The sequence below is a fragment of the Serratia sp. GW822-FHT06D09 genome, from assembly GCF_058799515.1.
The window spans coordinates 460,721-484,581 of record NZ_JBXALO010000002.1 but is presented as its reverse complement, the minus strand read 5'-3'; the positions used below and the strand labels follow the sequence as shown (position 1 = coordinate 484,581).

The following is a 23,861-nucleotide window of genomic DNA, read 5'->3' as shown; positions in this document are numbered from 1 at the left end:
ATCAATTTTTACCCTATACTGCTTTGCTAGTATCTCATTGCGTTGTTTTAACCCTTAAAAGCGAGAGTTAGTGTGAAAGCTGACAACCCCTTCGATCTGATATTACCTGCAGCAACGGCGAAAATCGCTGAAGATGCAGGTGTGTATAAAGCCACCAAGCACCCGCTGAAAACGTTTTATTTGGCGATCACTGCCGGCGTCTTTATTTCAATCGCATTCGTATTTTATATCACTGCGACTACCGGCACTGCCGGTGTGCCTTTCGGCCTGGCAAAACTGGTCGGCGGCATCTGCTTCTCTCTGGGGTTAATGCTGGTCGTGGTTTCAGGCGCCGACCTGTTCACTTCCACCGTGCTGATTGTCATCGCCAAAGCCAGCGGCCGCATCAGCTGGTACCAGTTGGCTGCCAACTGGCTAAATGTCTATATCGGCAACCTGATCGGCGCCCTGTTCTTCGTCGCGCTCATCTGGTTCTCCGGCGAACACATGGTGGCCAACGGCCAATGGGGACTGAACGTCCTGCAAACCGCTGACCACAAGCTGCATCACACCTTTGTTGAGGCCGTCTGCCTCGGCATCCTGGCTAACCTGATGGTTTGCCTGGCCGTGTGGATGAGTTACTCAGGCCGCAGCCTGATGGACAAAATGTTCGCCATGATCCTGCCGGTCGGCATGTTCGTCGCCAGCGGTTTCGAACACAGCATCGCCAACATGTTTATGATCCCTATGGGTATCGTGGTTAAAAACTTCGCCACGCCGGAATTCTGGCAAGCCATAGGGGCAGCACCCGAGCAGTTTGCTCATCTGACCGTAAGCAACTTTATCATCGACAATCTGATCCCAGTCACCATTGGCAACATCATTGGCGGCGGTTTACTGGTTGGGTTGACTTACTGGGTAATTTATCTGCGCGGTGGTGAACAACAGCACTAAGCTGTTAGTTATCGCGCGCCGAGTTAGAACTCCACAATTAAAGGTAGGTGTATAATGACCGAACTTAACGAGAAGTTAGCCAAAGCTTGGGAAGGTTTCAGCAAAGGTGACTGGCAGAACGAAGTCAACGTTCGTGACTTCATCCAGAAAAACTACACTCCTTACGAGGGTGATGAATCCTTCCTGGCTGGCGCAACTCAGGCCACCTCCACCCTGTGGGAAAAGGTTATGGAAGGGATCAAACTGGAAAACCGCACCCATGCGCCAGTTGATTTCGACACCAACGTTGCCGCGACCATCACTTCCCATGACGCTGGCTACATCGCTAAAGAGCTGGAAACCATCGTAGGTCTGCAGACTGACGCCCCTCTGAAACGCGCGCTGATCCCATTCGGCGGCATCAAAATGGTCGAAGGTTCTTGTAAGGTCTATGGCCGCGAACTGGATCCACAGCTGAAAAAAGTGTTCACCGAATACCGCAAAACCCACAACCAGGGCGTATTCGATGTTTACACCAAAGACATCCTGAACTGCCGTAAATCCGGCGTGCTGACTGGTCTGCCAGATGCATACGGCCGTGGTCGTATCATCGGTGACTACCGCCGCGTAGCCCTGTACGGCATCGATTTCCTGATGGCCGACAAACTGAACCAGTTCAAGTCACTGCAGACCAAGCTGGAAAACGGCGAAGATCTGGAAATGACCATCCAGCTGCGTGAAGAAATTGCTGAACAGCATCGCGCTCTGAGTCAGATCAAAGAAATGGCTGCCAAATACGGCTGCGATATCTCTGGTCCTGCTACCACCGCACAAGAAGCTGTACAGTGGACTTACTTCGGCTACCTGGCCGCGGTGAAATCTCAGAACGGCGCAGCAATGTCCTTTGGCCGCGTGTCTACCTTCCTTGACGTGTTCATTCAACGCGACATCGATGCAGGCAAACTGACTGAAGAACAAGCGCAGGAACTGATTGACCACCTGGTAATGAAACTGCGTATGGTGCGCTTCCTGCGTACCCCTGAGTATGATGAGCTGTTCTCCGGTGACCCAATCTGGGCGACCGAGTCCCTGGCAGGTATGGGCGTTGACGGCCGTACTCTGGTAACCAAAAACAGCTTCCGCTTCCTGAACACCCTGTACACCATGGGGCCGTCTCCGGAACCGAACATGACCATCCTGTGGTCTGAAAAACTGCCTCTGAACTTCAAAAAATACGCGGCGAAAGTGTCTATCGACACCTCTTCCGTACAGTATGAAAATGACGACCTGATGCGCCCAGACTTCAACAACGATGACTATGCCATCGCCTGTTGCGTCAGCCCGATGATTGTCGGTAAACAAATGCAGTTCTTCGGTGCCCGTGCCAACCTGGCGAAAACCATGTTGTACGCTATCAACGGCGGCGTTGATGAAAAACTGAAAATGCAGGTAGGCCCGAAAGAAGCGCCAATGATGGACACCGTGCTGGACTATGACAAAGTCATGGAACGCATGGACCACTTTATGGATTGGCTGGCCAAACAGTACGTGACCGCGCTGAACATCATTCACTACATGCACGATAAGTACAGCTATGAAGCTGCACTGATGGCACTGCATGACCGTGACGTTTATCGCACCATGGCCTGCGGCATCGCTGGTCTGTCGGTTGCGGCTGACTCCCTGTCCGCCATCAAGTACGCTAAAGTCTCCACCATCCGTGACGAAGACGGTCTGGCTATCGACTTCAAAATCGAAGGTGAATATCCGCAGTTCGGTAACAACGATGCTCGCGTTGATGACATCGCCTGTGACCTGGTAGAACGTTTCATGAAGAAAATTCAGAAACTGCGTACCTACCGTAATGCGGTACCGACTCAGTCCGTACTGACCATCACTTCTAACGTGGTCTACGGCAAGAAAACCGGTAACACTCCAGACGGTCGCCGCGCTGGCGCGCCATTCGGTCCAGGTGCTAACCCAATGCACGGTCGCGACCAGAAAGGTGCTGTAGCCTCCCTGACCTCCGTAGCCAAACTGCCGTTTGCTTACGCGAAGGACGGGATCTCCTACACCTTCTCCATCGTGCCAAACGCGCTGGGTAAAGACGACGACGTGCGTAAAGCCAACCTGGCGGGTCTGATGGACGGTTACTTCCACCACGAAGCGTCTATCGAAGGTGGTCAACACCTGAACGTTAACGTGATGAACCGTGAAATGCTGCTGGACGCGATGGAAAACCCTGAGAAATACCCTCAGCTGACCATCCGCGTATCCGGTTATGCCGTTCGCTTCAACTCGCTGACCAAAGAACAACAGCAAGACGTCATTACTCGTACTTTCACTCAGTCGATGTAATTGCCCCATCCGGGCGGGGTTTCCCGCCCGGTAGTCAAGCTGAAATTCGGGGCCGGATCTTTCCGGCCTTTTTAGCAAATGCACTACCCTGACTCACTCAGAGTCTGTTTTGCCAGATAGCTATACTGAATGGAATTGGTGGATATCCGGCAAAACAGTTATCCGGCGTAATAACCGGCCAACAGGCATCGTTTCACCCCAGTCGTCGGGCCTTGCCCGGTTGCTGCATCGCTGATCCCTGGCTGGCGGTTATGAGCCTACTTTTAGACTGCGTTTGACAGTCAATATTGGAGAAAACCCCGCAATGTCAGTGAAAGGTCGCATCCACTCCTTCGAATCCTGTGGCACCGTAGACGGTCCGGGGATCCGCTTTATCGTCTTCTTCCAGGGCTGCCTGATGCGCTGCCTGTATTGCCATAACCGTGACACCTGGGATACCCACGGCGGGAAAGAAGTGACCGTTGAAGAGTTGATGAAAGATGCCGTCTCTTATCGTCACTTTATGAATGCCTCCGGCGGTGGCGTAACGGCCTCCGGTGGTGAAGCCATACTGCAGGCAGAATTCGTCCGCGATTGGTTCCGCGCCTGCCATGAAGAAGGGATCAATACCTGTCTGGACACCAACGGTTTTGTGCGCCGCTACGATCCGGTGATCGATGAGCTGCTGGATGCCACCGATTTGGTGATGCTGGATCTCAAACAGATGAACGACGACATTCACCAGAACCTGGTCGGCGTTTCCAACCACCGCACGCTGGATTTCGCCCGCTATCTGGCGAAACGTAATCAACGCACCTGGATCCGTTATGTGGTAGTGCCGGGCTGGTCAGACGATGACAAGTCGACGCATATGCTGGGTGAGTTCACCAAAGACATGACCAACATCGAGAAAATCGAACTGCTGCCCTATCACGAACTGGGTAAGCACAAATGGGTGGCGATGGGTGAAGAGTACAAGCTGGACGGCGTCCATCCGCCGAAAGCGGAAACCATGGATCGCGTGAAAAGCATTCTGGAAAGCTACGGCCACAAAGTCATTTACTGAGCCCGTTAGCTACAACAAAAAAACCCGGCACACGATGGCCGGGTTTTTTATGCTCAGGCGGCAGCCAACGGAGTGTGGTGACGATCCGGCTTTCTCAGCAGCATCATCAGATAGACCAGGGCAACGGCGGCAATCATCACAAACAACAGGCGGTCGGAATAATTTTGCATCAGCAGCGCCGTCATCGACGGGCCAAGCAGACTGCCAATGGTATAGCTCATCAACAATGCCTGGTTCATCGCCACCAGCTCATGCGGCAACGCCTTTTCACAAGCCCAGGACATCGCCACCGGATATAAGGTGAACCCGGCACAACCGAGAATAAACAACGCCGGTGCCATCGCATAGTTGCCAAGCATGGCGATGCTGGCAAGGATCACCACAAACACCTGAATGCGCAGCACCAGCAAACGACCATAGCGGTCTGCCAGACGCCCGACCGGCCATTGCCCGACAATGCCTGAGCTGACCAGCAATGCCATCCAGTAACCCACGTTGGCATCACTCATGCCCTGATGGGACAGGTACAGCGGCATCAGGCCGTATAGCGAGCCGAGTACAATGCCGGAAATGACACAGCCATTAATCCCCAACCGCGCGCTACGGCGCTTCAACATTGGCCAAACCGCAGCCTGTTGGGGTTCGTCGTGCCGACTGTTAACCCGTGCAAACAGCATCGGCAGCGTGGCACTGAGCACGATGGCCGTGACCCATGGCACCACATTCAACAGTTCGGTCGATACCATGCTCAACAACAGTTGGCCGACAACCGTACCCAGGTAATAAACCATCATATAAGCCGCCAGCAATTGCCCACGGTTAGACAGATTACCGCTCCGCAGCAAGGCACTTTCGACGATCACCCAGATCCAGGCACAGCCGATGCCGGCAAAGAAACGCCAGCCCATCCAACTCCAAAAATCGAGCGACAATGCCATACCGGCAGTCGCCACGGCGAATACCACACAGGCAAGATGATAGCTGCGGGTAAAACCAATGCGCTGGATGAGTTTGCCCGCAATCAGCGTGCCGACCAGATTGCCGGTAAAGTAAGAGGAACTTACCATTCCTACCTGCCAGGTTGACAACTGAGCATGAGTCAACCAAAGAGGGACTAGCGTATTCAATACGGCGATAGAGACCGTGAGCAGCAACAAGCCACAGAGCAGCAGGAGCACTGGGCGGGAGTATGCGGACATAGTGAGATTGAAACCGAACGCGCAATGAGAGTGCGCGCATCATGCCACTGGCGATAAAAAAGTCAATCAGCTCTTATATGTATACCGCACAATTTGTATTACGCGGCCTATTTAACGGCGGAGTGACCGCCGGCGCCTGCAATTTTAGGCACCTGACGGCCATTCATTTTTTATCAGAAATACAGTTCTAAAGATTCAACTTCAGTCGTACATTCCGCGCCCCAGGCACCCAGGGTGATTTGCGCTAATTGCGCCAGTCCCTGATAGAAAGGATGCTGCGCATTGGCTTCCAGCAGTTCCAGATAGCGTGGTGCCCATGGCAACAAATGTTTCGTCAGTAGTTGCTCGACCAACCCGCCCTGACGTTCTTCGGCCAGCCACGCCACCATCATCAGCAAAGTGCCAATATGATCTTCCGGCTCATTGCGATCGTGCTGAGCTTCAATGCCGTTGGCCCGTAACCACTTGCGCAACCGCAGGGTCGAATGACCAAACAGCACGTTCTCTTTGTCCAGATACACCGAACCCCATAATGGCGCCGGTAAGGTATCAGGCCCCACAAACAGACGTTGGTAAGCTTCCGCCAGGGATTCATCCTGTTGATCTTCAATACCGGTCGCAATCAGCGCAGCCGCCGTCTGTAACCGATCAGCATCGCCATACGGCCACTCTTTGACCCACTCAGATTCAGACAGGGTTGCCAACAGCTGTTGGCCGTCTTCACTTTCTGGCGGCGCGTACAGCAACACACCCAGCACCCGCCCCGTTAAAGCGATATTTTCAAGCGTCATAAATCAAGGATCCTTTTAAGGGCGCAGTTTATCACTGCGCCTCACTACAATATTAACCGGCCACCGCCATGCCGACGGTCATATGCAGGCCGTAGAACACGCCCCGCCCAACCAGCTCACCGGCGATAACCAGAATCAAACCTAAAGCCATTCCCATCACGCTAGCGTTACCACGGCGCAACAGCGGGCAGATCCAGCAGCCGAACCCCAGCACCACCAGCACCAAACGCCCAACCATTAATTGCCCGTACTGTGGGATAAGCGCTGATGCCTGCTGTACCGAACTGCTGATGCTGGCCAGTTCGTAGCCTTGCATCATAACGGTCCCCAGACTAACCAACAGCGCCACCACGCCCAGAGTAGCCAGTGAATGCCGGGTTGTAACATCCAGCCCCGCAAAACGCAGCAACAAAACGCCCAGCATTGGCCCCCCGATCGGTACCGTCAGGAAAAAGCTCAGCGTAGTGTAACCGTTATGCCAGGTTGGCACCGTATCGATTTGATATACCCGCGTCATCATGTAAACAAAGACCAGGCCCAGTGCCATGGTCACCCACAACCACACGCGCCCCAATAACGGCGGTATTTTGCCCAATACCGCCAACAGCCAATAACAACCGCCGACGGCGAAGAACAAGGCGCCAGCGGCTATTTCGTTACTCAATGCCGAAGCGCCAATGCGGTTCAACGAGTTGAACGCCCGCCACGGCGAACCGAGGTGCAGCGTGGAAGCCATGAAAGCGATGCCCATCAACAACCACAGGAAGAACATCGCGCGGTGAACTGCCCTGCGCTGCTGTTCGTTCAGGTTACCGCCAATTATGGCGAGCCCCATGACGATAACCCCTCCTACCACACATTGTCCCAATACGGTAAACAACATCAGCGGCCATTCTTGCCATCCCATGCCCATATCAAACCTCCTTTGGATTGGCCAAATAGCCAGTGGTGTCGCCACTTGGGCGGCTGTTGGCATTGGGTTTTACCACCAGGCACGGTCGGGTAAAATGCGCCGCCGGCAAGGGGGCCACCTGCGCCAGAGAACCATGCTGCTGCCGCAGTTGCTCAATCGGGCCAAAATCCAGGGCCCGCAGTGGACAAGATTCCACGCAGATAGGTTTATGGCCTTCGGCTACCCGCTTATAACAGCCATCGCACTTGGTCATGTGGCCCTTGGTCGAATTGTACTGCGGTGCGCCGTATGGGCAGGCCATATGGCAGTAGCGACAGCCGATACACACCTCTTCATTCACCACCACAAAGCCGTCTTCCCGCTTGTGCATCGCGCCGGTCGGACACACTTTGGTGCAGGCGGGATCTTCACAGTGGTTGCAGGCAATCGACAAATAATAAGCGAATACATTTTGTTGCCAGCCGTCGCCATCCTGGAACCAATCTCCTCCGGCATATTCATAGATGCGGCGGAAACTGACGTCCGGCGTCAAATTTTTATAGTCTTTGCAGGCCAGTTCGCAGGTTTTGCAGCCAGTGCAACGACTTGAATCGATAAAGAATCCATATTGCTGAGTCATTTGGTCCTCCCTTACACCCGAGGTAGTTGGAGTTGCATCGCGGCGGCAACTAAGCGCATCCCCAGGATGCGTACAGGTAGTACGTGACTGGGGTAAGCGCAGGCGGCCAACAAAGATGCGGCTTCAAGTACGCAGGGTTATACCTTTTCGATTTGAATCAGGTTGGTATGCTGCGGATTACCCTTGGCCAACGGCGAAGGCCGGTGGGTGGTCAGGGTATTCATACAGGCACCATGGTCGACACGGTCACCGCGCATATCGGCCTGATGCCAGGCTCCCTGCCCCATCGCGACAACGCCAGGCATGATCCGCGGCGTCACTTTGGCTTCGACACGCACTTCGCCACGCCCATTAAATACCCGCACCTTGTCGCCGCCGATAATGCCGCGCGACTGGGCGTCCAGTGGGTTGATCCACACCTCCTGACGACAGGCCGCCTGCAACACATCGATGTTGCCGTAGGTCGAGTGGGTACGGGCCTTGTAATGGAAGCCAAACATTTGCAATGGGTAAGTGTTGCGCAGAGGATCGTCCCAACCTTCAAAAGTAGAGGCGTAAATTGGCAACGGGCTGATGGTTTCATCTTTTTCCAACTGCCAGCTGTCGGCTATCTCAGCCAGCCTGGAGGAATAGATTTCTATTTTGCCGGACGGCGTTTTTAATGGATTCGCTTCGGGATCCTGGCGGAATTTTTTGTAGGCGACAAAATGCCCATTGGGATCTTTGCGCTTATAAATCCCCATACTGCGCAACTCTTCATAACCCGGCAACAGCGGATCCCTGTCCTGCATTTTGGCGTACAAATGTTGCAGCCATTGCGCCTGGGTACGCCCTTCGGTGAACTTCTGATGCACCTCTGGCCCCAGCCGACGCGCCACTTCACTCAGCACCTCATAGATGCCCTTGCGTTCAAATTTGGCGGGGGTTGCAGGCTGGATAAAGATCAGGTACCCCATGTTGCCGGCATAGTCGTTGGGAATAATGTCTTCCTGTTCGACGGTCATCAGATCCGGCAGTAAAATGTCGGCATATTTGGCCGACGAGGTCATAAAGTTTTCGAGCACCACGATCATTTCGCACTGGGATTCGTCCTGCAAAATATCGTGGGTTTTGTTGATGTCGGAATGCTGGTTGGTGATGGTGTTACCGGCATAGTTCCAGATGAACTTGATCGGCACATTCAGTTTGTCCTGCCCACGAACCCCGTCGCGTTTGGCGGTCATCTCCGGACCGCGCACGATGGCATCGGTCCAGCTAAAACAGGAGATTTGCGCTTTGACCGGGTTTGCCAATACCGGCATCCGCTCAATGGTAATGGTGTAGGTTGATTCACGCGCCCCGCTGTTGCCGCCATTGATGCCAACATTGCCGGTCAGGATAGGCAGCATGGCGATTGCACGCGAGGTCAGTTCGCCATTGGCCTGTCGCTGTGGCCCCCAGCCCTGGCAGATGTAGGCTGGTTTCGCCGTGCCTATTTCCCGCGCCAGTTTGATAATACGTTCGGCCGGAATGCCGGTAATTTTCGCCGCCCACTGCGGCGTTTTTTCAACGCCGTCTTCACCTTGCCCAAGAATGTAAGCCTTATAATGCCCATTTACCGGCGCATCGGCTGGCAAGGTTTTTTCGTCATAGCCGATGCAATACCGATCCAGAAACGGTTGGTCGACCAACTGTTCGCTGATCAATACATGCGCCAGCCCGGCAATCAATGCCGCATCCGTGCCGGGACGAATAGGGATCCATTCGTCCTCACGTCCGGCGGCCGTATCGGTGTAACGAGGATCGATAACGATCATGCGCGCATGAGAACGTTCACGCGCCTGCTCCAGATAATAGGTAATGCCGCCGCCGCTCATCCGCGTTTCCGCCGGGTTGTTACCGAACATCACCACCAGCTTGCTGTTTTCGATGTCAGACGTGCTGTTGCCTTCGTTGCTGCCATAGGTATAGGGCATGGCGCAGGCGATTTGCGCTGTGCTGTAGGTGCCGTACTGGCTGAGGTAACCGCCATAGCAGTTCATCAGCCGAGCGACCAGCGACGCATTCGGTGACGAACGGGTAATGTTGCCGCCGACGATGCCCGAGGTGTAATTGATATATACCGCTTCGTTACCGTACTGTTCGACGATGCGTTTTAGGTTGTCGGCAATGCTATCAAAAGCTTCTTCCCAACTGATGCGCTTGAACTTGCCTTCACCCCGCTTGCCAACGCGTTTCATCGGGTAATTCAGACGATCGGGATGATTCATGCGGCGGCGAATAGAACGGCCACGCAAACAGGCCCGAACCTGGTGGTCGCCATATGCGTCCAGCCCGGTGTTATCGGTTTCGACCCAATAGACTTCGTTATCACGCACGTGCAAACGCAAGGCGCAGCGGCTACCGCAGTTGACCGAGCAAGCCCCCCAAACCACTTTATCCTGCGCGTTTTTTTGCACACCTTCGCTGATTGAATCCGCCAATGCGCGGCGACTAAACGGTAAGGCTATACCCCCCACGGCCATAGCCAGCCCGACGATACTGCCGGACTTTACCAAGGTGCGACGGCTGACGCCTGCAGACACTTGGCTGTTTTCTTTGTTTTCCGACATAACTCACTCCACGTTTTACCCTGGTATTGATAAACGTCATGCCTTTGACTCAAGGCGGCGAGCAGAGGAGACAGAACTGATGTCTGCTGATGAGCTTGAGTAAAAACCCTCCTCTATACAGGGATATTACTCAGAAGTGGGTAGTGAACTTTGTCTGCTATCAATAAAGCGGGGGAAGGAGATGAAAGAAAAAGTCCTTTCGAACAAAAGGATAATAATTTTCTTATAAAAAAAGCGCCCGCAGGCGCTTTTCATAGAACAGGCAATAAGTTAGCCGATATATTCCAGGCCGCCCATATACGGACGTAATACTTCCGGCACCTGAACACGGCCATCGGCCAGCTGGTAGTTTTCCAGCACGGCAACCAGCGTACGGCCGACTGCCAGACCAGAACCGTTCAGCGTATGCACCAGGCGCGGCTTCTTCTCGGTTTTGCTACGGCAGCGAGCCTGCATGCGGCGTGCCTGGTAATCCCACATGTTGGAACAAGATGAGATTTCACGGTAAGTGTTCTGCGCCGGCAGCCACACTTCCAGATCGTAGGTCTTGCATGAGCCTGCCCCCATGTCGCCGGTACACAGCAACATTTTACGGTACGGCAGGTTCAGCAGCTGCAGCACTTTCTCCGCATGACCGGTCAGCTCTTCCAGCGTAGCCATGGAGTCTTCCGGACGGACGATTTGCACCATCTCGACCTTGTCAAACTGGTGCATGCGGATCAGACCGCGGGTATCGCGACCATAAGAACCGGCTTCGGCACGGAAACATGGCGTATGCGCGGTCATCTTCAGCGGCAGTGATTCTTCTTCCAGGATCTCGTCGCGTACCAGGTTGGTCAACGGCACTTCTGCAGTTGGGATCAGCGCGTAGTTGCTGCTGTCGGATTCCTCTTCCAGCGGTTTGGTGTGGAACAGATCTTCACCAAACTTCGGCAACTGGCCGGTACCGTACAACGTGGCGTGGTTAACCAGGTAAGGCACGTAGGTTTCCTGGTAGCCGTGCTGTTCGGTATGCAGATCCAGCATGAACTGGGATAACGCACGGTGCATGCGGGCGATTTGCCCTTTCATCACCACAAAGCGTGAACCGGTCAGTTTTACGGCGGCGGCGAAGTCCAGACCACCGGCCATTTCGCCCAGATCCACGTGATCGCGTACCTGGAAATCATACTGGCGCGGCTCGCCCCAGCGGCTGACTTCCTGGTTATCGCTGTCGTCTTTGCCATCCGGCACTGCATCATCCGGCAGGTTCGGGATCGCCAACGCATAATCGCGGATTTCAGTCTGCAACTGATCCAGAGCGGCCTTGGCAATATCCAGCTTGTCACCCAGCTCGTTGACTTCGCGACGCAGCGGCTCAATGTCTTCCCCGCGCGCTTTAGCCGCGCCGATGGATTTCGATCGGGAGTTACGTTCTGCCTGCAGCATTTCAGTTTCTACCTGCAGAACTTTGCGACGCTCTTCTTGAGAACGCAGCAGATCCAGATCGAGTTTAAAGCCTCGGCGAGCCAGTTTGACGGCGACTGCGTCTAGCTCATTACGCAGCAGATTGGGATCGAGCATGCTAATCCTGTGCTTATTGTTATTGAAAGAAAATTTGTTGTTTTATGCGGCTGTTTAAAAGCCGCATAAAGGAAGAGTGGTACCCGCTAACCTTACCGCAACGGCAACGCTAGCGGTAGCGTTTTGTCTGGCTATTTTGATCCTGCTCAGCCAGCCATGCCAGCTTTTCGCCGATTTTACCTTCCAGCCCGCGTGAGGTTGGATGATAGTAACGCGTCTTGGCCATTTCAGCTGGAAAATAGTCCTCGCCGGCGGCATAGGCATTGGGTTCGTCGTGAGCGTAACGATACTCTGCACCCAGCCCCATTTCCTTCATCAGCTTGGTTGGCGCATTGCGCAGATGTTCGGGCACATCATAATCCGCCCGCTCTTTAGCATCGCGCATCGCCGCTTTGAAGGCGGTATAAACGGCATTACTTTTTGGCGCGCAGGCCAGGTAAACGATCGCTTGAGCAATCGCACGTTCACCTTCGGCCGGACCAACGCGGGTAAAGCAGTCCCAGGCGGCGATCGCCACCTGCATACCGCGCGGATCGGCATTGCCGACATCTTCCGAAGCAATGGCCAGCAGCCGGCGCGCCACATACAGCGGATCGCCTCCGGCGGTAATAATACGCGCATACCAGTACAGCGCAGCATCCGGGGCGGAACCTCGCACCGATTTATGCAGCGCCGAAATAAGATCGTAAAAACGGTCGCCTTTATTGTCGAAGCGCGCGCTGCGTTCGCCGGAGACTTCTTTCAGTAATTCCGGCGTCAGCACGCGAATGCCTTTGGCGTCGATCTCCGCCATGTCCGCCATCATCTCCAGGCTGTTCAACGCCCGGCGCGCATCGCCGCCCACCAGTTCCGACAGCATGCGGCGGGTCTCTTCCGGCAGCTCGATATTCTGGCCGCCAAACCCCCGGCTGTTGTCCAGCATCGCCTGATCAAGCACCTGGCTGATATCTTCTGCCGTCAACGCTTTCAGCAAATACACGCGGGCGCGGGACAACAGCGCCGAGTTAAGCTCAAAGGACGGGTTTTCGGTTGTCGCGCCGATAAAGGTAATGGTGCCGTCTTCAATGTGCGGCAGAAAGGCATCCTGCTGGCTTTTGTTGAAACGGTGTACTTCATCGACAAACAAAATGGTGCGACGACCGGCGTCACGATTCTGTCGTGCCCGCTCAATCGCCTCACGGATTTCTTTGATGCCCGATGTCACGGCGGAAATTCGCTCGACGTCCGCCTGGCCGTAGCGGCCGATCAGCTCCGCCAGCGTCGTTTTCCCGGTGCCCGGCGGCCCCCACAGAATCATCGAATGCAGTTGCCCCGCCTCGATGGCGCGCGGCAAAGGCTTACCGGCAGCCAGCAGGTGTTGCTGGCCGATGTATTGCGCCAGCGTGGTTGGCCGCATCCGCGCGGCCAATGGCTGGAACTCATTCTGGGAAAAATCGAGCGACATGTTACTCACGCAGACCTCACTGGCGCTGGTCGTCCAGCGTCACCCCCTTCGGCGGGGTAAATTTGAATTTGCTGGCATCAGCCGCAACGTTCTGCTGACTTTTCAGCGCGTAAGAACTGCGCTGACCATCCTGCTCAACCGCAGCAAAACTGCGGATGGTGCCGCTGTTGGTCACGGTAATGGCGAACTGCTTCAGGTTGCCGCTGCTGGATTTTGGCGTCAGCTCAAAATCATCGCCTTTCTGCTTAACGTTGTACTGTTTCCAGTCGTTGGCGTTATTGCGGGTAATCAGCATAAATGGCGTATTGCCGGTCGCATTTTTCAACCAGGTCGCGGTGACTTGCTCAACAAAAGGATTGTAGAACCATAAGGTTTGGCCATCCGACACCAGCACGCTCTCGTCCGGCGAGGTCATATGCCAATTAAACAGGTTCGGACGTTTCACCCAGAGTTCACCTTCCCCCTGCTGTACCGCAGCACCATCGCTGCTGGTCACGGTCTGGGCGAAGCTGGCGTGGAAACTGTTCACTTTCGCCAGGCGACTTTGCAAATCCTGCGCAGCGTCGGCCAGCACAGAGGTGGAAGCGAATCCCGAAAGCAGACAACAGGCAACTAACAGTTTTTTCATTATTCCAGATACCTTATGAAATGCGTTTACCGCAAGGCGGTGCCGTGCGGGTCAAATTAACCCTTAACACCCTTACTCTACCCGAAGCTATCCGCAGGCAGATAGGCCAATGTTCTGAGAAGCCGAGGGTTTACGCTTCTTTGCACAAGGGCCGCCAAGCGGCCCTTCAGAGTGCTGACAAAGTCCTCTGTACTCAAAAGTTAGGTTTTATGCACTAATAAAACAAAGGATTATGTCTTCAGGTTTATCCCAAACATCCGAAAACCACGTTTTTCGGGTGTTTGTCATCAGTCTAAAGGGCCGCTAAGCGGCCCTTTATTATTAAATAACAACGACTAAAGCTTCATCAGTCATGCCGTGGCGGTGCCAGCACCTCGCGGTTGCCGTTGTGCCCCTGCTCGCTGACAATGCCCTGCGCTTCCATCTGTTCGATGATGCGCGCGGCACGGTTATAGCCGATACGGAACTGACGCTGTACGCCGGAAATGGAGGCGCGGCGTTTATCCACCACAAACTCCACCGCCTGGTCAAACAGCGGATCCAGCTCTTCATCACCTTCCAGACCGCCGCCAGCACCACCCTCACCGTCCTCACCGCCGTTGAGGATACCCTCTTTATATTGAGGTCGCTCACGCGCTTTCCAATCCTTAACTACCGCATGCACTTCCTGATCGCGCACAAATGCACCATGTACACGGACCGGAATGGAGGAGTTAGGGGCCAGATACAACATGTCGCCCATCCCCAGCAGCGATTCAGCACCGCCCTGATCGAGGATAGTGCGCGAGTCAATCTTGCTCGACACGGTAAAGGCGATACGGGTCGGGATGTTGGCCTTGATCAGGCCGGTGATCACATCCACCGAAGGACGCTGTGTTGCCAGCACCAGGTGGATACCCGCCGCACGCGCTTTCTGCGCCAGACGAGCAATCAGCTCCTCAACCTTTTTACCAACCGTCATGATCAGGTCAGCGAACTCGTCGACCATCACCACGATGTAAGGCTCTTTCTCCAGAACCGGCGGCGTGATGTCCATGCTGTCGGTCGGTTTCCAGAACGGATCCGGGATTGGACGTCCCATCGCCTCGGCCTGATCGACACGTTCGTTGTAACCTGCCAGGTTACGCACGCCGAGCGCAGACATCAGCTTGTAGCGACGCTCCATCTCGGCGACGCACCAACGCAAGGCATTGGCGGCGTCTTTCATGTCGGTAACCACGTCCGTCAGCAGGTGCGGAATACCTTCATAGACCGACAGCTCCAGCATTTTCGGGTCAATCATGATAAAGCGCACTTCTTTCGGCGTGGCCTTATACAGAATGCTCAGGATCATGGCATTGACCCCAACCGATTTACCGGAACCGGTGGTCCCCGCCACCAGCAGGTGTGGCATTTTCGCCAAGTCGGCCACCACCGGCTCGCCGGAGATGTCTTTACCCAGAACGATCGCCAACGGCGATGGATTATCGCGGAATGCCGGGCAATCCAGCACTTCTCGGAGATAAACCGTCTGACGTTTAACGTTAGGCAATTCCAGGCCGACGTAGGGCTTGCCGGGGATCACTTCAACCACACGCACCGCGGAAGTTGACAGTGAACGCGCCAGGTCACGCGACAGGTTGGAAATACGCGCTGCTTTAACGCCCGGCGCCAGATCCAGTTCGAAACGGGTAATGACCGGGCCTGGCAAAATGTCTACCACATCGGCTTTCACCCGATAATCGGCCAGGCTGGCTTCGACCAAACGCGCCTTCTGTTCCAACGCGAAGGAATCCACCGGCTCAACCTCTTTCGGCGCTTCGGTCAGCAGATCAAGCGTCGGTAGAGGCGTGGTCGGTTTTTGCAACGGCATATCGTTGCGCATCAGGAACGGGTGGATCAGGCTGTCCATTGCCGGCTGCTGCGGGGCCGTCGGCGCAGGTTGCGCTACAGGCTGCTGATAGGCCGGTGGTTGCTGTTGCGCTGCCGGTTGCTGATAAGCAGGTTGAGCAGGCTGATATGCTTGTGCCGGCGGAGTCTGAGGTTGCGTTGGCGGCGCATAAGCCGGCGCGGCTGGCTCAAACTGGCCGAAAGGCACATCATCCTCGCGTTCGCTTTGTTGCTCAATGCGATCTTCAAGCTGTGGCGACAGAGTGAACAATGGCTCAACCGGGCCATCGTCAACCAAATCATCCATCGGCGAGAAGCCGAACGCATTACGAGTATCTACTGGCGTAGTTGGCTGTACCGAAGGCGCAGCCTCTTGCTGCCCATAGCGCTGATTCTGCTGTTCGGCAAACGCCTGACGCAGTTCGGCCTCTTGCAGAGCAGCCTCATCATCCTGGTTATCCTGCGCGTACTCCTCGCCATAACGTTGGTTTTGCTGCTCGGCAAACGCCTGACGCAGCGCCGCTTCCTGCAAAGCTTCATCGTCTTGATCTGACGGAAGAGCATTGGCATTCGGCAATGGCTCGTCGTCCCCACGGTTACGCTGTTCCTGTTCGGCCATGCGCTGCGAAGGCAGCTTGATGCCGTAAGAAGCCAGTTCACGTCGGGTTGGGATGCGCACCGGATTCGGACGCGGCAACTCAGGCCCCAGGCCTTGTTTGACCTGCGAGTTAGCGTCGCTGGTGGCCGTAAAGGCCGGCATAAAGGTATTGGCGGCAACAGCGCCGGCAGCTGCCGTTGCTGCAGCCTGCGCCTGAGGTTTCACGCTGCCGAACGATGGCACTGCTGGCTCACCGGCACTGAAACCGGCCGGAGCACTGACGTCAGCGCTATCGCGTTGAGCGGCGGAGAAATCAAACGGAGAACGATCGTGCGACGGTGATGCTGCCGGCGCGTCCCAGTTCCCCATACGCGGTTCGTCATCATCCTGGTAAGGATCGGCCGGACGCGTTACCTTCGGCGTCGGCGTCTCTTCAGGAATTTCAAATGAATACAGCGGTGGAGCACTGTTTTCCGCTGGCGTACTCATCGGACTCTGGTTCACCGAGGCCGGAGCCGTTGGAGCTACCGTAACCGACGGCGCCTGTGCCACAACCGGGGCTGCGGTAACAGGTTCACGAGCCACCGCTGGCGCGACAGGCGCGACATCGGCATCTTCGTCGTCATTCGCCCGCAGGCCGCTGAGCAATGGATCCTCAGCCTCTTCCGCCGCAATTTTGGCGGTTTCCGTCACCGAAGGCGCTGAGAACAAGACGTCGTCTTCCGCCGCGTTGGCCACAGCCGCCGTCGAGGCCGCAGCAAGCGCTGCTCCTTTCTCTGCCGATTCTGGCTGATCTTCGACATAACGGTCGTCATCGTCGTGATAACGATCGTCACGGCGCGAACGGTTGGTCATAAAGGTGGCCGTCCCCAGCACCACGCCGCCGATCCTCTCGGCAATTACCAGCCATGACCAGCCGGTAAACAGCGTAAGGCCCGCCGCCCAAACGCAAAGCAGCGCCAAGGTTGCGCCAATGCCGTTGAACCAGGGGAGCATGGCGTTGCTCAGCAAACTGCCGATAACGCCGCCGGAGGCAAAGTAATAGAGATCGTCGACGTTCAGTGCCGCCAGGCCACACGAAGTGAGCACCAGCGCCAATGTGCCGATCAGGCGCAGTGAAAGCGCAAAGTAATCGATGTATTCGCCGCTGCCGCGCTGACGATAAGCCGCCCAGCACAACACCAGCATGATCGGCGGTATCGCATAGGCGAGTACCCCGAAGGTGAAGAACAGCGTGTCGGCCAACCAGGCCCCGACGCCACCGCCCAGATTATGAATAGGCTCATGCCACGCGGTCTGCGACCAGCTTGGGTCAGAGGGATTGAAACTGACCAAGGCAGCCATGAGGTAAATGGCAAATATGGCTACCACAATCAACACAGCTTCGAGCAAACGGCGACCGCTGCTGAGTTTTCTCAAGGTAACTTCTTTATCTTCTGTATATTCCTGGCTCAAGAAAGGCTCTCCAGGTTCCTGTTAGCTGACATAGCAACAGCGCCGAGAAGCTTCCCCGGCGCTGAAACTGTATGGATAAACAGGAGTGTAACCAATTTAATCAGGTTTTGCACCTGCACCCTACCGTGTTTTGATAACCAGACGGTTGCTCTGTTTCACTTCTTCCATTACCACGTACGTACGGGTGTCGTTAACCCCCGGCAGACGCAGCAAGGTTTCGCCAAGCAACTTACGGTAAGCGGACATATCCGGCACGCGGGTTTTCAACAGATAGTCGAAATCACCGGACACCAGATGACACTCCTGAATTTCTTCAAGCTTCTGAACTGCTGAGTTGAATTGCTCAAACACATCCGGCGCACCGCGGTTCAGCGTGATTTCCACGAAGACCAACAGGGACGCATCCAGATAATGCGGGTTGAGCAACGCGGTATAACCATGAATAAAACCCTGGCGCTCGAGGCGGCGCACGCGTTCTAAACATGGGGTTGGGGATAACCCCACGCGCTTCGAAAGTTCAACGTTCGAAATACGCCCATCCTTTTGCAGTTCGTTGAGGATGTTGCGGTCGATACGATCGAGATCTTTACCCGGGCGTTTCTTATTGTCTGCCATTATTATTGTCTCTCTTATTTTCTTCCCTGCACTTGCCACACCCTAGCCAACGTCAATGTGTAAGGGCTCGTTCCAAGCGAAGACCCGATGCCTGTCATATGCTTCACTACCATCATTCACCGCTGTGCAGCCTGTCTGTCAAACTCTGCACAAGGTGTTTTAAGCAAGAAGAAAGGTGCCATCCGCTTGCGCGATGTTCCTCCCCTGCCGCACGCAGATCCGGCAGCGGCGCAAAATCCTGCGCCAACGCCGCAAATACGTACGATTTACTGCAGGTGGGAGGATAATTTCTTCTTCCTATGATGTTTTCGCAAATGCGCAGCGGATTGTCAAAGTAAAAGAAGCAAAATCAGAAGAACGTACCGTCATGAAAAGTTAGCACCCCGTTTTTAGTTATGAATCGCTGGCTTAAAAACGCCGTGGGCAAGGCACTTAAACCCGCTTGATGTGCTGTTTCCGGCCGTTTGAGTACCAAACGCCCGCAAGCGGCTTCCATAAGTTAAATTGCTGCGTTTTGCGCTCGCTTAAGCAGCAAAACAATAATTAATAGGCAATGACTATCAAACAAATCGTTAACAACATCCCCTGACGCTTTTTTTAATGCCGCATTTTCCCTACAATCGAATCCATTGTCCGCCATTGTGGGAAAAGAGGTTATTCATGGGCACGGCTAAACACAGCAAATTATTGATTCTGGGCTCCGGCCCGGCTGGCTACACCGCCGCGGTTTACGCAGCGCGCGCCAACCTGAGCCCGGTGCTGATTACCGGTATGGAACAAGGGGGTCAGTTGACCACCACCACCGAAGTGGAAAACTGGCCGGGTGATGCCGAAGACCTGACCGGTCCGGCGCTGATGGAGCGTATGCGTGAGCATGCAGAAAAATTCCAGACCGAAATCGTGTTTGACCATATCACCAGCGTTGATCTGCAGAACCGTCCATTCCGCCTGTTTGGCGACAGTGGCGAATACACCTGTGATGCGCTGATTATCGCCACCGGTGCATCAGCCCGCTATCTTGGCCTGCCGACAGAAGAAGCCTTCAAAGGCAAAGGCGTTTCCGCCTGCGCTACCTGCGACGGTTTCTTCTACCGTAATCAGAAAGTCGCCGTTGTAGGTGGTGGCAATACGGCAGTAGAAGAAGCGCTGTATCTGTCCAACATCGCGGCCGAAGTTCACCTGATCCACCGTCGCGACAGCTTCCGTTCAGAGAAGATCCTGATCAACCGGCTGATGGAAAAAGTGAAAAACGGCAATATCGTGCTGCACACCGACCACACTCTGGACGAAGTGCTGGGTGACGAAATGGGCGTTACCGGCGTACGCATTCGCAGCACCAAAGCGGAAAATGAAACGCGTGAACTGGCGCTGGCCGGCGTATTTATTGCCATCGGCCACAGCCCGAACACCAGCATTTTCGGTGGCCAACTGGAACTGGAAAACGGCTATATCAAGGTGCAGTCCGGCATTCACGGCAATGCCACCCAAACCACCATTCCGGGCGTATTCGCCGCTGGCGACGTGATGGACCACATCTACCGCCAGGCGATCACTTCCGCCGGGACCGGTTGTATGGCTGCGCTGGACGCAGAGCGTTATCTGGACGGTATTGCCGACGCAGAAGTTCTGTAACGGCACAGACTGTTACCCTGAAAAGCGGCTATTTATTAGCCGCTTTTTTTGTATCTCAAACATCATCAGGCGGGTCTTCGATGCAGAATCTTCTCCACTGGCGTCTGTTGGTTGCCGTAGCCGACAGCGGCAAGATCACCCTGGCGGCAAGTCAATGCGGCATGACACAGTCTGGCGCCAGTCAGGCTATCGCTCAGTTGGAAGAGGCGTTGAACACTTCGTTGTTGGTTCGACTACCGCACAGCGTTACGCTAACGCAAAGTGGTGAACAGATTGTCAGCCATGCCCGCACCATGCTGGCCGAACTCAATGCAATCCAACACTGCGCGCAGCAGGCGCAAAGTTCACACGCCGGCAAAATACGCCTGGCCAGTTTCCCTTCAGCATTTGCGCTGTTGTTACCCCCTTTGCTACGCAAATTTCACCGCCGCTTTCCCGCCATTGAACTGGTGCAGTTGGAAGGCACCGATCTGGAGGTCGAAAACTGGCTGGCATTGGAAGCTGCCGACGTGGGCATAGTGTTGAATCCGAAACCGGAACGGCAAAGCCACCCGCTGGGAAAAGACCTATGGCTTGCCGTGACGGCCACTGATCATAAGCTTGCCAGAAACCGCCAGCCGATAGATTTCAATGAACTGGTCAAACAGCCGTTTGTCTTGGCTACCGGAGGTTGCCAGCTCAATGCTCAGTTGCTGGCGCAGCAGGCAGGTTTGGCGCTGACGGATGTCCGCGTCACCGTCAGTGACTGGAACACCGCGCTGACGCTGGTACGTGAAGGGATCGGCGTATCGCTGGTGCCCGCATCGGTGATACCGGCCGATACGCCAGGCATTTGCGCCCTGCCGCTGAGCGCGCCACTTTATCGCCATTTTGGCCTGGTTTGTTCATTCGCCGGTGCAAGCTCCGCGCCAGTGCAAACTCTGTTGCACTTTCTACAGGATCATTTGCCGTTGCCCGTCAGTAGCTGAGCTGATACCGGGTTTCTGAGATTCTAATTTTTCTGCCGGCGGCACCGACGGCATTCTGACGGCCAAGCGATGTCGCTTTTTGCCTCAGGAATATGCCGATGAAACTCTATTTTGCGCCCGATACCTGCTCCCTCTCGCCACATATCGTGCTGCGGGAATTGGATTTGCCATTCGAACTGATCCGCGTCAATAACCGCACCAAGCGCAGCGCCGACGGCGGAGACTTCTATCGGGTTAATCCCAAAGGTTACGTCGCCGCGCTGATGCTGGACGACGGACAGGTGATCACCGAAGGCACTGCCATCGTGCAGTATCTGGCGGATTTGCGCCCTGAGGCCAGGCTGGCCCCACCAAACTCGACCTTCGAACGGGTGCGCTTGCAGGAGTGGCTGAACTTCATTACCTGCGAGATCCACGCGGGATCCAGCCCGCTGTTCAACTCAACTCTGCCGGAAGAGGTCAAAACGCTGTTTCGCGACAAGCTGCGACGCCGCCTCGATTTTGTTGCTCAGACGCTGGACGAACCGGCGTTTCTATTGGGAGAAACTTTCAGCGTCGCGGATGCCTATCTGTTTACCGTACTGCGCTGGATGGATCAGTTTTCCATCGACCTAAAATACTGGCCATCGATAACCCGTTATATGTCGCTGATTAGCCAGCGCAGATCCGTGCAAACCGCCCTGGCGGCGGAAGCAGCCAGTCAAGCGGTGCCCTAATCCTGCTGTCGCGGTCTGTTATAGCGATATTTGACCGCTTTATTATTTTCAGTCTGCCGGGTGAAGAGGTAACATTGGCCTTCACTTGTTCGCTTCAGGTTGGGGCAAACACTTTTTTTAACAGTACGTTAACCTTGCCTGTAACAATAGGCACCGGCGACGCAGACTCATATCTGATGAAAAAAACCAGACAGCAGCAATTAACCCGTTGGCTCAAAACTCAGAGCACCCTGGCGCAGCGTTGGTTGCGCCTTTCCATGTTGTTGGGGCTAATCAGCGGCATGCTTATTGTCGCTCAGGCATGGCTGTTGGCCGCCCTGCTCCACGCCCTGATTATCGAACAGGCGCCACGTGAACAGTTGATTGCGTCGTTTATCTGGTTGGCTGCCACCTTCGCGCTGCGGGCCGTGCTGAGTTGGCTGCGTGAACGCGTCGGCTTTATCTGCGGACAAGTGATCCGCCAGCGCATGCGCCAGCAGGTGCTGGATAAACTGCAACAACTCGGCCCCGCCTGGATCCAGGGAAAACCGGCCGGCAGTTGGGCCAGCATCATCATCGAACAGATCGAGGATATGCAGGACTACTATTCCCGTTATTTACCGCAGATGTATCTGGCGGTGTTTATCCCGCTGCTGATCCTGATCACCGTATTCCCGATCAACTGGGCCGCCGGTCTGATTCTGTTGACCACCGCGCCGCTGATCCCCATGTTTATGGCGCTGGTCGGCATGGGTGCCGCCGATGCCAACCGACGCAACTTCGTGGCGCTGGCACGCCTGAGTGGTAACTTCCTCGACCGCCTGCGTGGGTTAGACACGCTGCGCTTATTCAATCGGGCGCAGGCGGAAACCGAGCAGATTGCCAAATCGTCTGAAGACTTCCGTAGCCGCACCATGGAGGTGCTCCGTCTGGCTTTCCTGTCATCGGCGGTGCTGGAGTTCTTTGCCTCCATTTCTATCGCCGTGGTGGCGGTCTATTTTGGCTTCTCGTTCCTTGGCGAACTTAATTTCGGCAGTTATGGCACCGGCGTCACGCTGTTTGCCGGCTTCCTGGTGCTGATCCTGTCACCGGAGTTCTTCCAGCCGTTGCGCGACCTGGGGACTTTCTACCACGCCAAGGCGCAAGCCGTGGGTGCCGCCGAAGCGCTGGAAACCTTTCTCTGCGCCGAGGGCGAACAAATGGGCAATGGCACACAAATCCTCGACGCCAATGCGCCGCTTGAGCTGCAAGCGCAGGATCTGGAGATCCTGTCGCCCAATGGCGTGCTGCTGGCCGGGCCGCTGAGCTTCACTCTGCCCGCCAACCAGCGCATTGCCTTGGTCGGGTTAAGTGGTGCAGGGAAAAGTTCGTTGCTGAACCTGCTGCTCGGGTTTTTACCCTATCGCGGTTCTCTGCGGATTAATGGTATCGAACTGCGCGAACTGGCCGCCGAAGGCTGGCGCCAACAACTCGGCTGGGTAGGACAAAATCCGCACCTACCGGCGCAAACGCTGCGCGCCAACATACTGTTGGGCAATCCGCAGGCCAGCGAAGCCCAACTGCAACAGGCCGTGGAGGACGCCTATGTCGGCGAGATCCTGCCGTATCTGCCGCTGGGTCTGGATACCGAAGTCGGCGATAACGCCGCGCGCCTGTCCGTCGGGCAAGCGCAACGTGTGGCAGTCGCCCGGGCGTTGATCAGCCCGCGCCGTTTGCTGCTGTTGGATGAACCGGCCGCAAGTCTCGACGCCCACAGCGAGCGGCAAGTCATGCAGGCGCTGAATGCGGCTTCGCATCAACAAACCACGCTGCTGGTGACTCACCAGTTGGAAGATACCGAAGATTACGACCAGATTTGGGTAATGGAAGGCGGACACATCGTCCAGCAAGGTGATTACGCCACGCTGAGCGCCCAACCGGGCCTGTTTGCCAACCTGATCGCTCACCGCCGCGGGGATCTATAATC

17 protein-coding genes are annotated in these 23,861 nt (G+C 55.3%); 7 read left to right on the top strand and 10 right to left on the bottom strand.

Annotation, left to right across the window (positions count from 1 at the left end; genetic code table 11):
* The first annotated feature begins 72 nt into the window (after positions 1 to 72).
* The 3 genes from focA (at position 73) to pflA (ending at position 4,315) form a co-directional block, all read left to right on the top strand.
* Entirely contained in the window at positions 73 to 933 is an 861-nt protein-coding gene (gene focA, locus AC1RKG_RS06020; RefSeq protein ID WP_020826123.1) for a formate transporter FocA, read from the top strand.
* A gap of 54 nt (positions 934 to 987) precedes the next feature.
* The gene (gene pflB / locus AC1RKG_RS06015; RefSeq protein WP_493182361.1) at positions 988 to 3,270 is read left to right on the top strand and encodes a formate C-acetyltransferase; all 2,283 of its coding nucleotides are present in this window, start codon (positions 988 to 990) and stop codon (positions 3,268 to 3,270) included.
* A 304-nt stretch (positions 3,271 to 3,574) separates the two neighbouring features.
* Positions 3,575 to 4,315, top strand: coding sequence for a pyruvate formate lyase 1-activating protein (pflA, locus tag AC1RKG_RS06010; RefSeq protein ID WP_020826121.1), 741 nt, complete (start codon positions 3,575 to 3,577; stop codon positions 4,313 to 4,315).
* A gap of 53 nt (positions 4,316 to 4,368) precedes the next feature.
* Here pflA and AC1RKG_RS06005 read toward each other — a convergent pair whose 3' ends face one another.
* From AC1RKG_RS06005 to lrp, 10 genes are all read right to left on the bottom strand, one after another.
* A complete protein-coding gene (locus AC1RKG_RS06005) occupies positions 4,369 to 5,514 on the bottom strand; it encodes an MFS transporter (RefSeq protein ID WP_122078121.1) in 1,146 nt (381 codons plus the stop codon).
* Positions 5,515 to 5,687: 173 nt separating this feature from the next.
* Complete coding sequence (gene dmsD, locus AC1RKG_RS06000; RefSeq protein ID WP_187962605.1) at positions 5,688 to 6,305, bottom strand: Tat proofreading chaperone DmsD; 618 nt, start codon at positions 6,303 to 6,305, stop codon at positions 5,688 to 5,690.
* Positions 6,306 to 6,357: 52 nt separating this feature from the next.
* Positions 6,358 to 7,218, bottom strand: coding sequence for a dimethyl sulfoxide reductase anchor subunit family protein (locus tag AC1RKG_RS05995; protein WP_493182358.1), 861 nt, complete (start codon positions 7,216 to 7,218; stop codon positions 6,358 to 6,360).
* Position 7,219: 1 nt separating this feature from the next.
* Positions 7,220 to 7,837, bottom strand: coding sequence for a DMSO/selenate family reductase complex B subunit (locus tag AC1RKG_RS05990; protein WP_046374000.1), 618 nt, complete (start codon positions 7,835 to 7,837; stop codon positions 7,220 to 7,222).
* Between the two features lie 137 nt (positions 7,838 to 7,974).
* Positions 7,975 to 10,428 carry a selenate/tellurate reductase subunit YnfE gene (gene ynfE, locus AC1RKG_RS05985; protein WP_493182356.1) on the bottom strand — a complete coding sequence of 818 codons (2,454 nt, stop codon included), beginning with the start codon at positions 10,426 to 10,428 and terminating at the stop codon, positions 7,975 to 7,977.
* Positions 10,429 to 10,698: 270 nt separating this feature from the next.
* The gene (gene serS / locus AC1RKG_RS05980; protein ID WP_020826116.1) at positions 10,699 to 11,991 is read right to left on the bottom strand and encodes a serine--tRNA ligase; all 1,293 of its coding nucleotides are present in this window, start codon (positions 11,989 to 11,991) and stop codon (positions 10,699 to 10,701) included.
* Between the two features lie 109 nt (positions 11,992 to 12,100).
* Positions 12,101 to 13,444, bottom strand: coding sequence for a replication-associated recombination protein A (locus tag AC1RKG_RS05975; protein ID WP_493182355.1), 1,344 nt, complete (start codon positions 13,442 to 13,444; stop codon positions 12,101 to 12,103).
* A 7-nt stretch (positions 13,445 to 13,451) separates the two neighbouring features.
* Complete coding sequence (gene lolA, locus AC1RKG_RS05970; RefSeq protein WP_020826114.1) at positions 13,452 to 14,063, bottom strand: outer membrane lipoprotein periplasmic chaperone LolA; 612 nt, start codon at positions 14,061 to 14,063, stop codon at positions 13,452 to 13,454.
* A gap of 346 nt (positions 14,064 to 14,409) precedes the next feature.
* Entirely contained in the window at positions 14,410 to 17,985 is a 3,576-nt protein-coding gene (locus AC1RKG_RS05965) for a DNA translocase FtsK 4TM domain-containing protein (RefSeq protein WP_493182353.1), read from the bottom strand.
* 120 nt (positions 17,986 to 18,105) lie between these two features.
* On the bottom strand, positions 18,106 to 18,600 hold the full coding sequence (gene lrp / locus AC1RKG_RS05960) for a leucine-responsive transcriptional regulator Lrp (RefSeq protein ID WP_004928318.1): 495 nt from the start codon (positions 18,598 to 18,600) through the stop codon (positions 18,106 to 18,108).
* Between the two features lie 660 nt (positions 18,601 to 19,260).
* Between lrp and trxB the strand changes: the two genes are divergently transcribed.
* From trxB to cydD, 4 genes are all read left to right on the top strand, one after another.
* The gene (trxB, locus tag AC1RKG_RS05955) at positions 19,261 to 20,232 is read left to right on the top strand and encodes a thioredoxin-disulfide reductase (protein ID WP_020826112.1); all 972 of its coding nucleotides are present in this window, start codon (positions 19,261 to 19,263) and stop codon (positions 20,230 to 20,232) included.
* Between the two features lie 80 nt (positions 20,233 to 20,312).
* Positions 20,313 to 21,200 (top strand): LysR family transcriptional regulator, encoded by an 888-nt coding sequence (locus AC1RKG_RS05950; protein ID WP_261107997.1) that lies wholly within the window; start codon positions 20,313 to 20,315, stop codon positions 21,198 to 21,200.
* Between the two features lie 98 nt (positions 21,201 to 21,298).
* Positions 21,299 to 21,916 (top strand): glutathione transferase GstA, encoded by a 618-nt coding sequence (gene gstA / locus AC1RKG_RS05945; protein ID WP_493182352.1) that lies wholly within the window; start codon positions 21,299 to 21,301, stop codon positions 21,914 to 21,916.
* Between the two features lie 176 nt (positions 21,917 to 22,092).
* Positions 22,093 to 23,859 carry a heme ABC transporter permease/ATP-binding protein CydD gene (gene cydD / locus AC1RKG_RS05940; protein ID WP_493182351.1) on the top strand — a complete coding sequence of 589 codons (1,767 nt, stop codon included), beginning with the start codon at positions 22,093 to 22,095 and terminating at the stop codon, positions 23,857 to 23,859.
* The last annotated feature ends 2 nt before the right edge of the window (positions 23,860 to 23,861 follow it).

Excerpts from the sequence above, each read along its gene's own strand:
- pflB (WP_493182361.1), top strand. The coding sequence starts at position 988 with ATGACCGAACTTAACGAGAAGTTAGCCAAAGCTTGGGAAGGTTTCAGC.
- pflA (WP_020826121.1), top strand. The coding sequence starts at position 3,575 with ATGTCAGTGAAAGGTCGCATCCACTCCTTCGAATCCTGTGGCACCGTA.
- AC1RKG_RS06005 (WP_122078121.1), bottom strand. The coding sequence starts at position 5,514 with ATGTCCGCATACTCCCGCCCAGTGCTCCTGCTGCTCTGTGGCTTGTTG.
- dmsD (WP_187962605.1), bottom strand. The coding sequence starts at position 6,305 with ATGACGCTTGAAAATATCGCTTTAACGGGGCGGGTGCTGGGTGTGTTG.
- AC1RKG_RS05995 (WP_493182358.1), bottom strand. The coding sequence starts at position 7,218 with ATGGGCATGGGATGGCAAGAATGGCCGCTGATGTTGTTTACCGTATTG.
- AC1RKG_RS05990 (WP_046374000.1), bottom strand. The coding sequence starts at position 7,837 with ATGACTCAGCAATATGGATTCTTTATCGATTCAAGTCGTTGCACTGGC.
- ynfE (WP_493182356.1), bottom strand. The coding sequence starts at position 10,428 with ATGTCGGAAAACAAAGAAAACAGCCAAGTGTCTGCAGGCGTCAGCCGT.
- serS (WP_020826116.1), bottom strand. The coding sequence starts at position 11,991 with ATGCTCGATCCCAATCTGCTGCGTAATGAGCTAGACGCAGTCGCCGTC.
- lolA (WP_020826114.1), bottom strand. The coding sequence starts at position 14,063 with ATGAAAAAACTGTTAGTTGCCTGTTGTCTGCTTTCGGGATTCGCTTCC.
- lrp (WP_004928318.1), bottom strand. The coding sequence starts at position 18,600 with ATGGCAGACAATAAGAAACGCCCGGGTAAAGATCTCGATCGTATCGAC.
- trxB (WP_020826112.1), top strand. The coding sequence starts at position 19,261 with ATGGGCACGGCTAAACACAGCAAATTATTGATTCTGGGCTCCGGCCCG.
- AC1RKG_RS05950 (WP_261107997.1), top strand. The coding sequence starts at position 20,313 with ATGCAGAATCTTCTCCACTGGCGTCTGTTGGTTGCCGTAGCCGACAGC.
- gstA (WP_493182352.1), top strand. The coding sequence starts at position 21,299 with ATGAAACTCTATTTTGCGCCCGATACCTGCTCCCTCTCGCCACATATC.
- cydD (WP_493182351.1), top strand. The coding sequence starts at position 22,093 with ATGAAAAAAACCAGACAGCAGCAATTAACCCGTTGGCTCAAAACTCAG.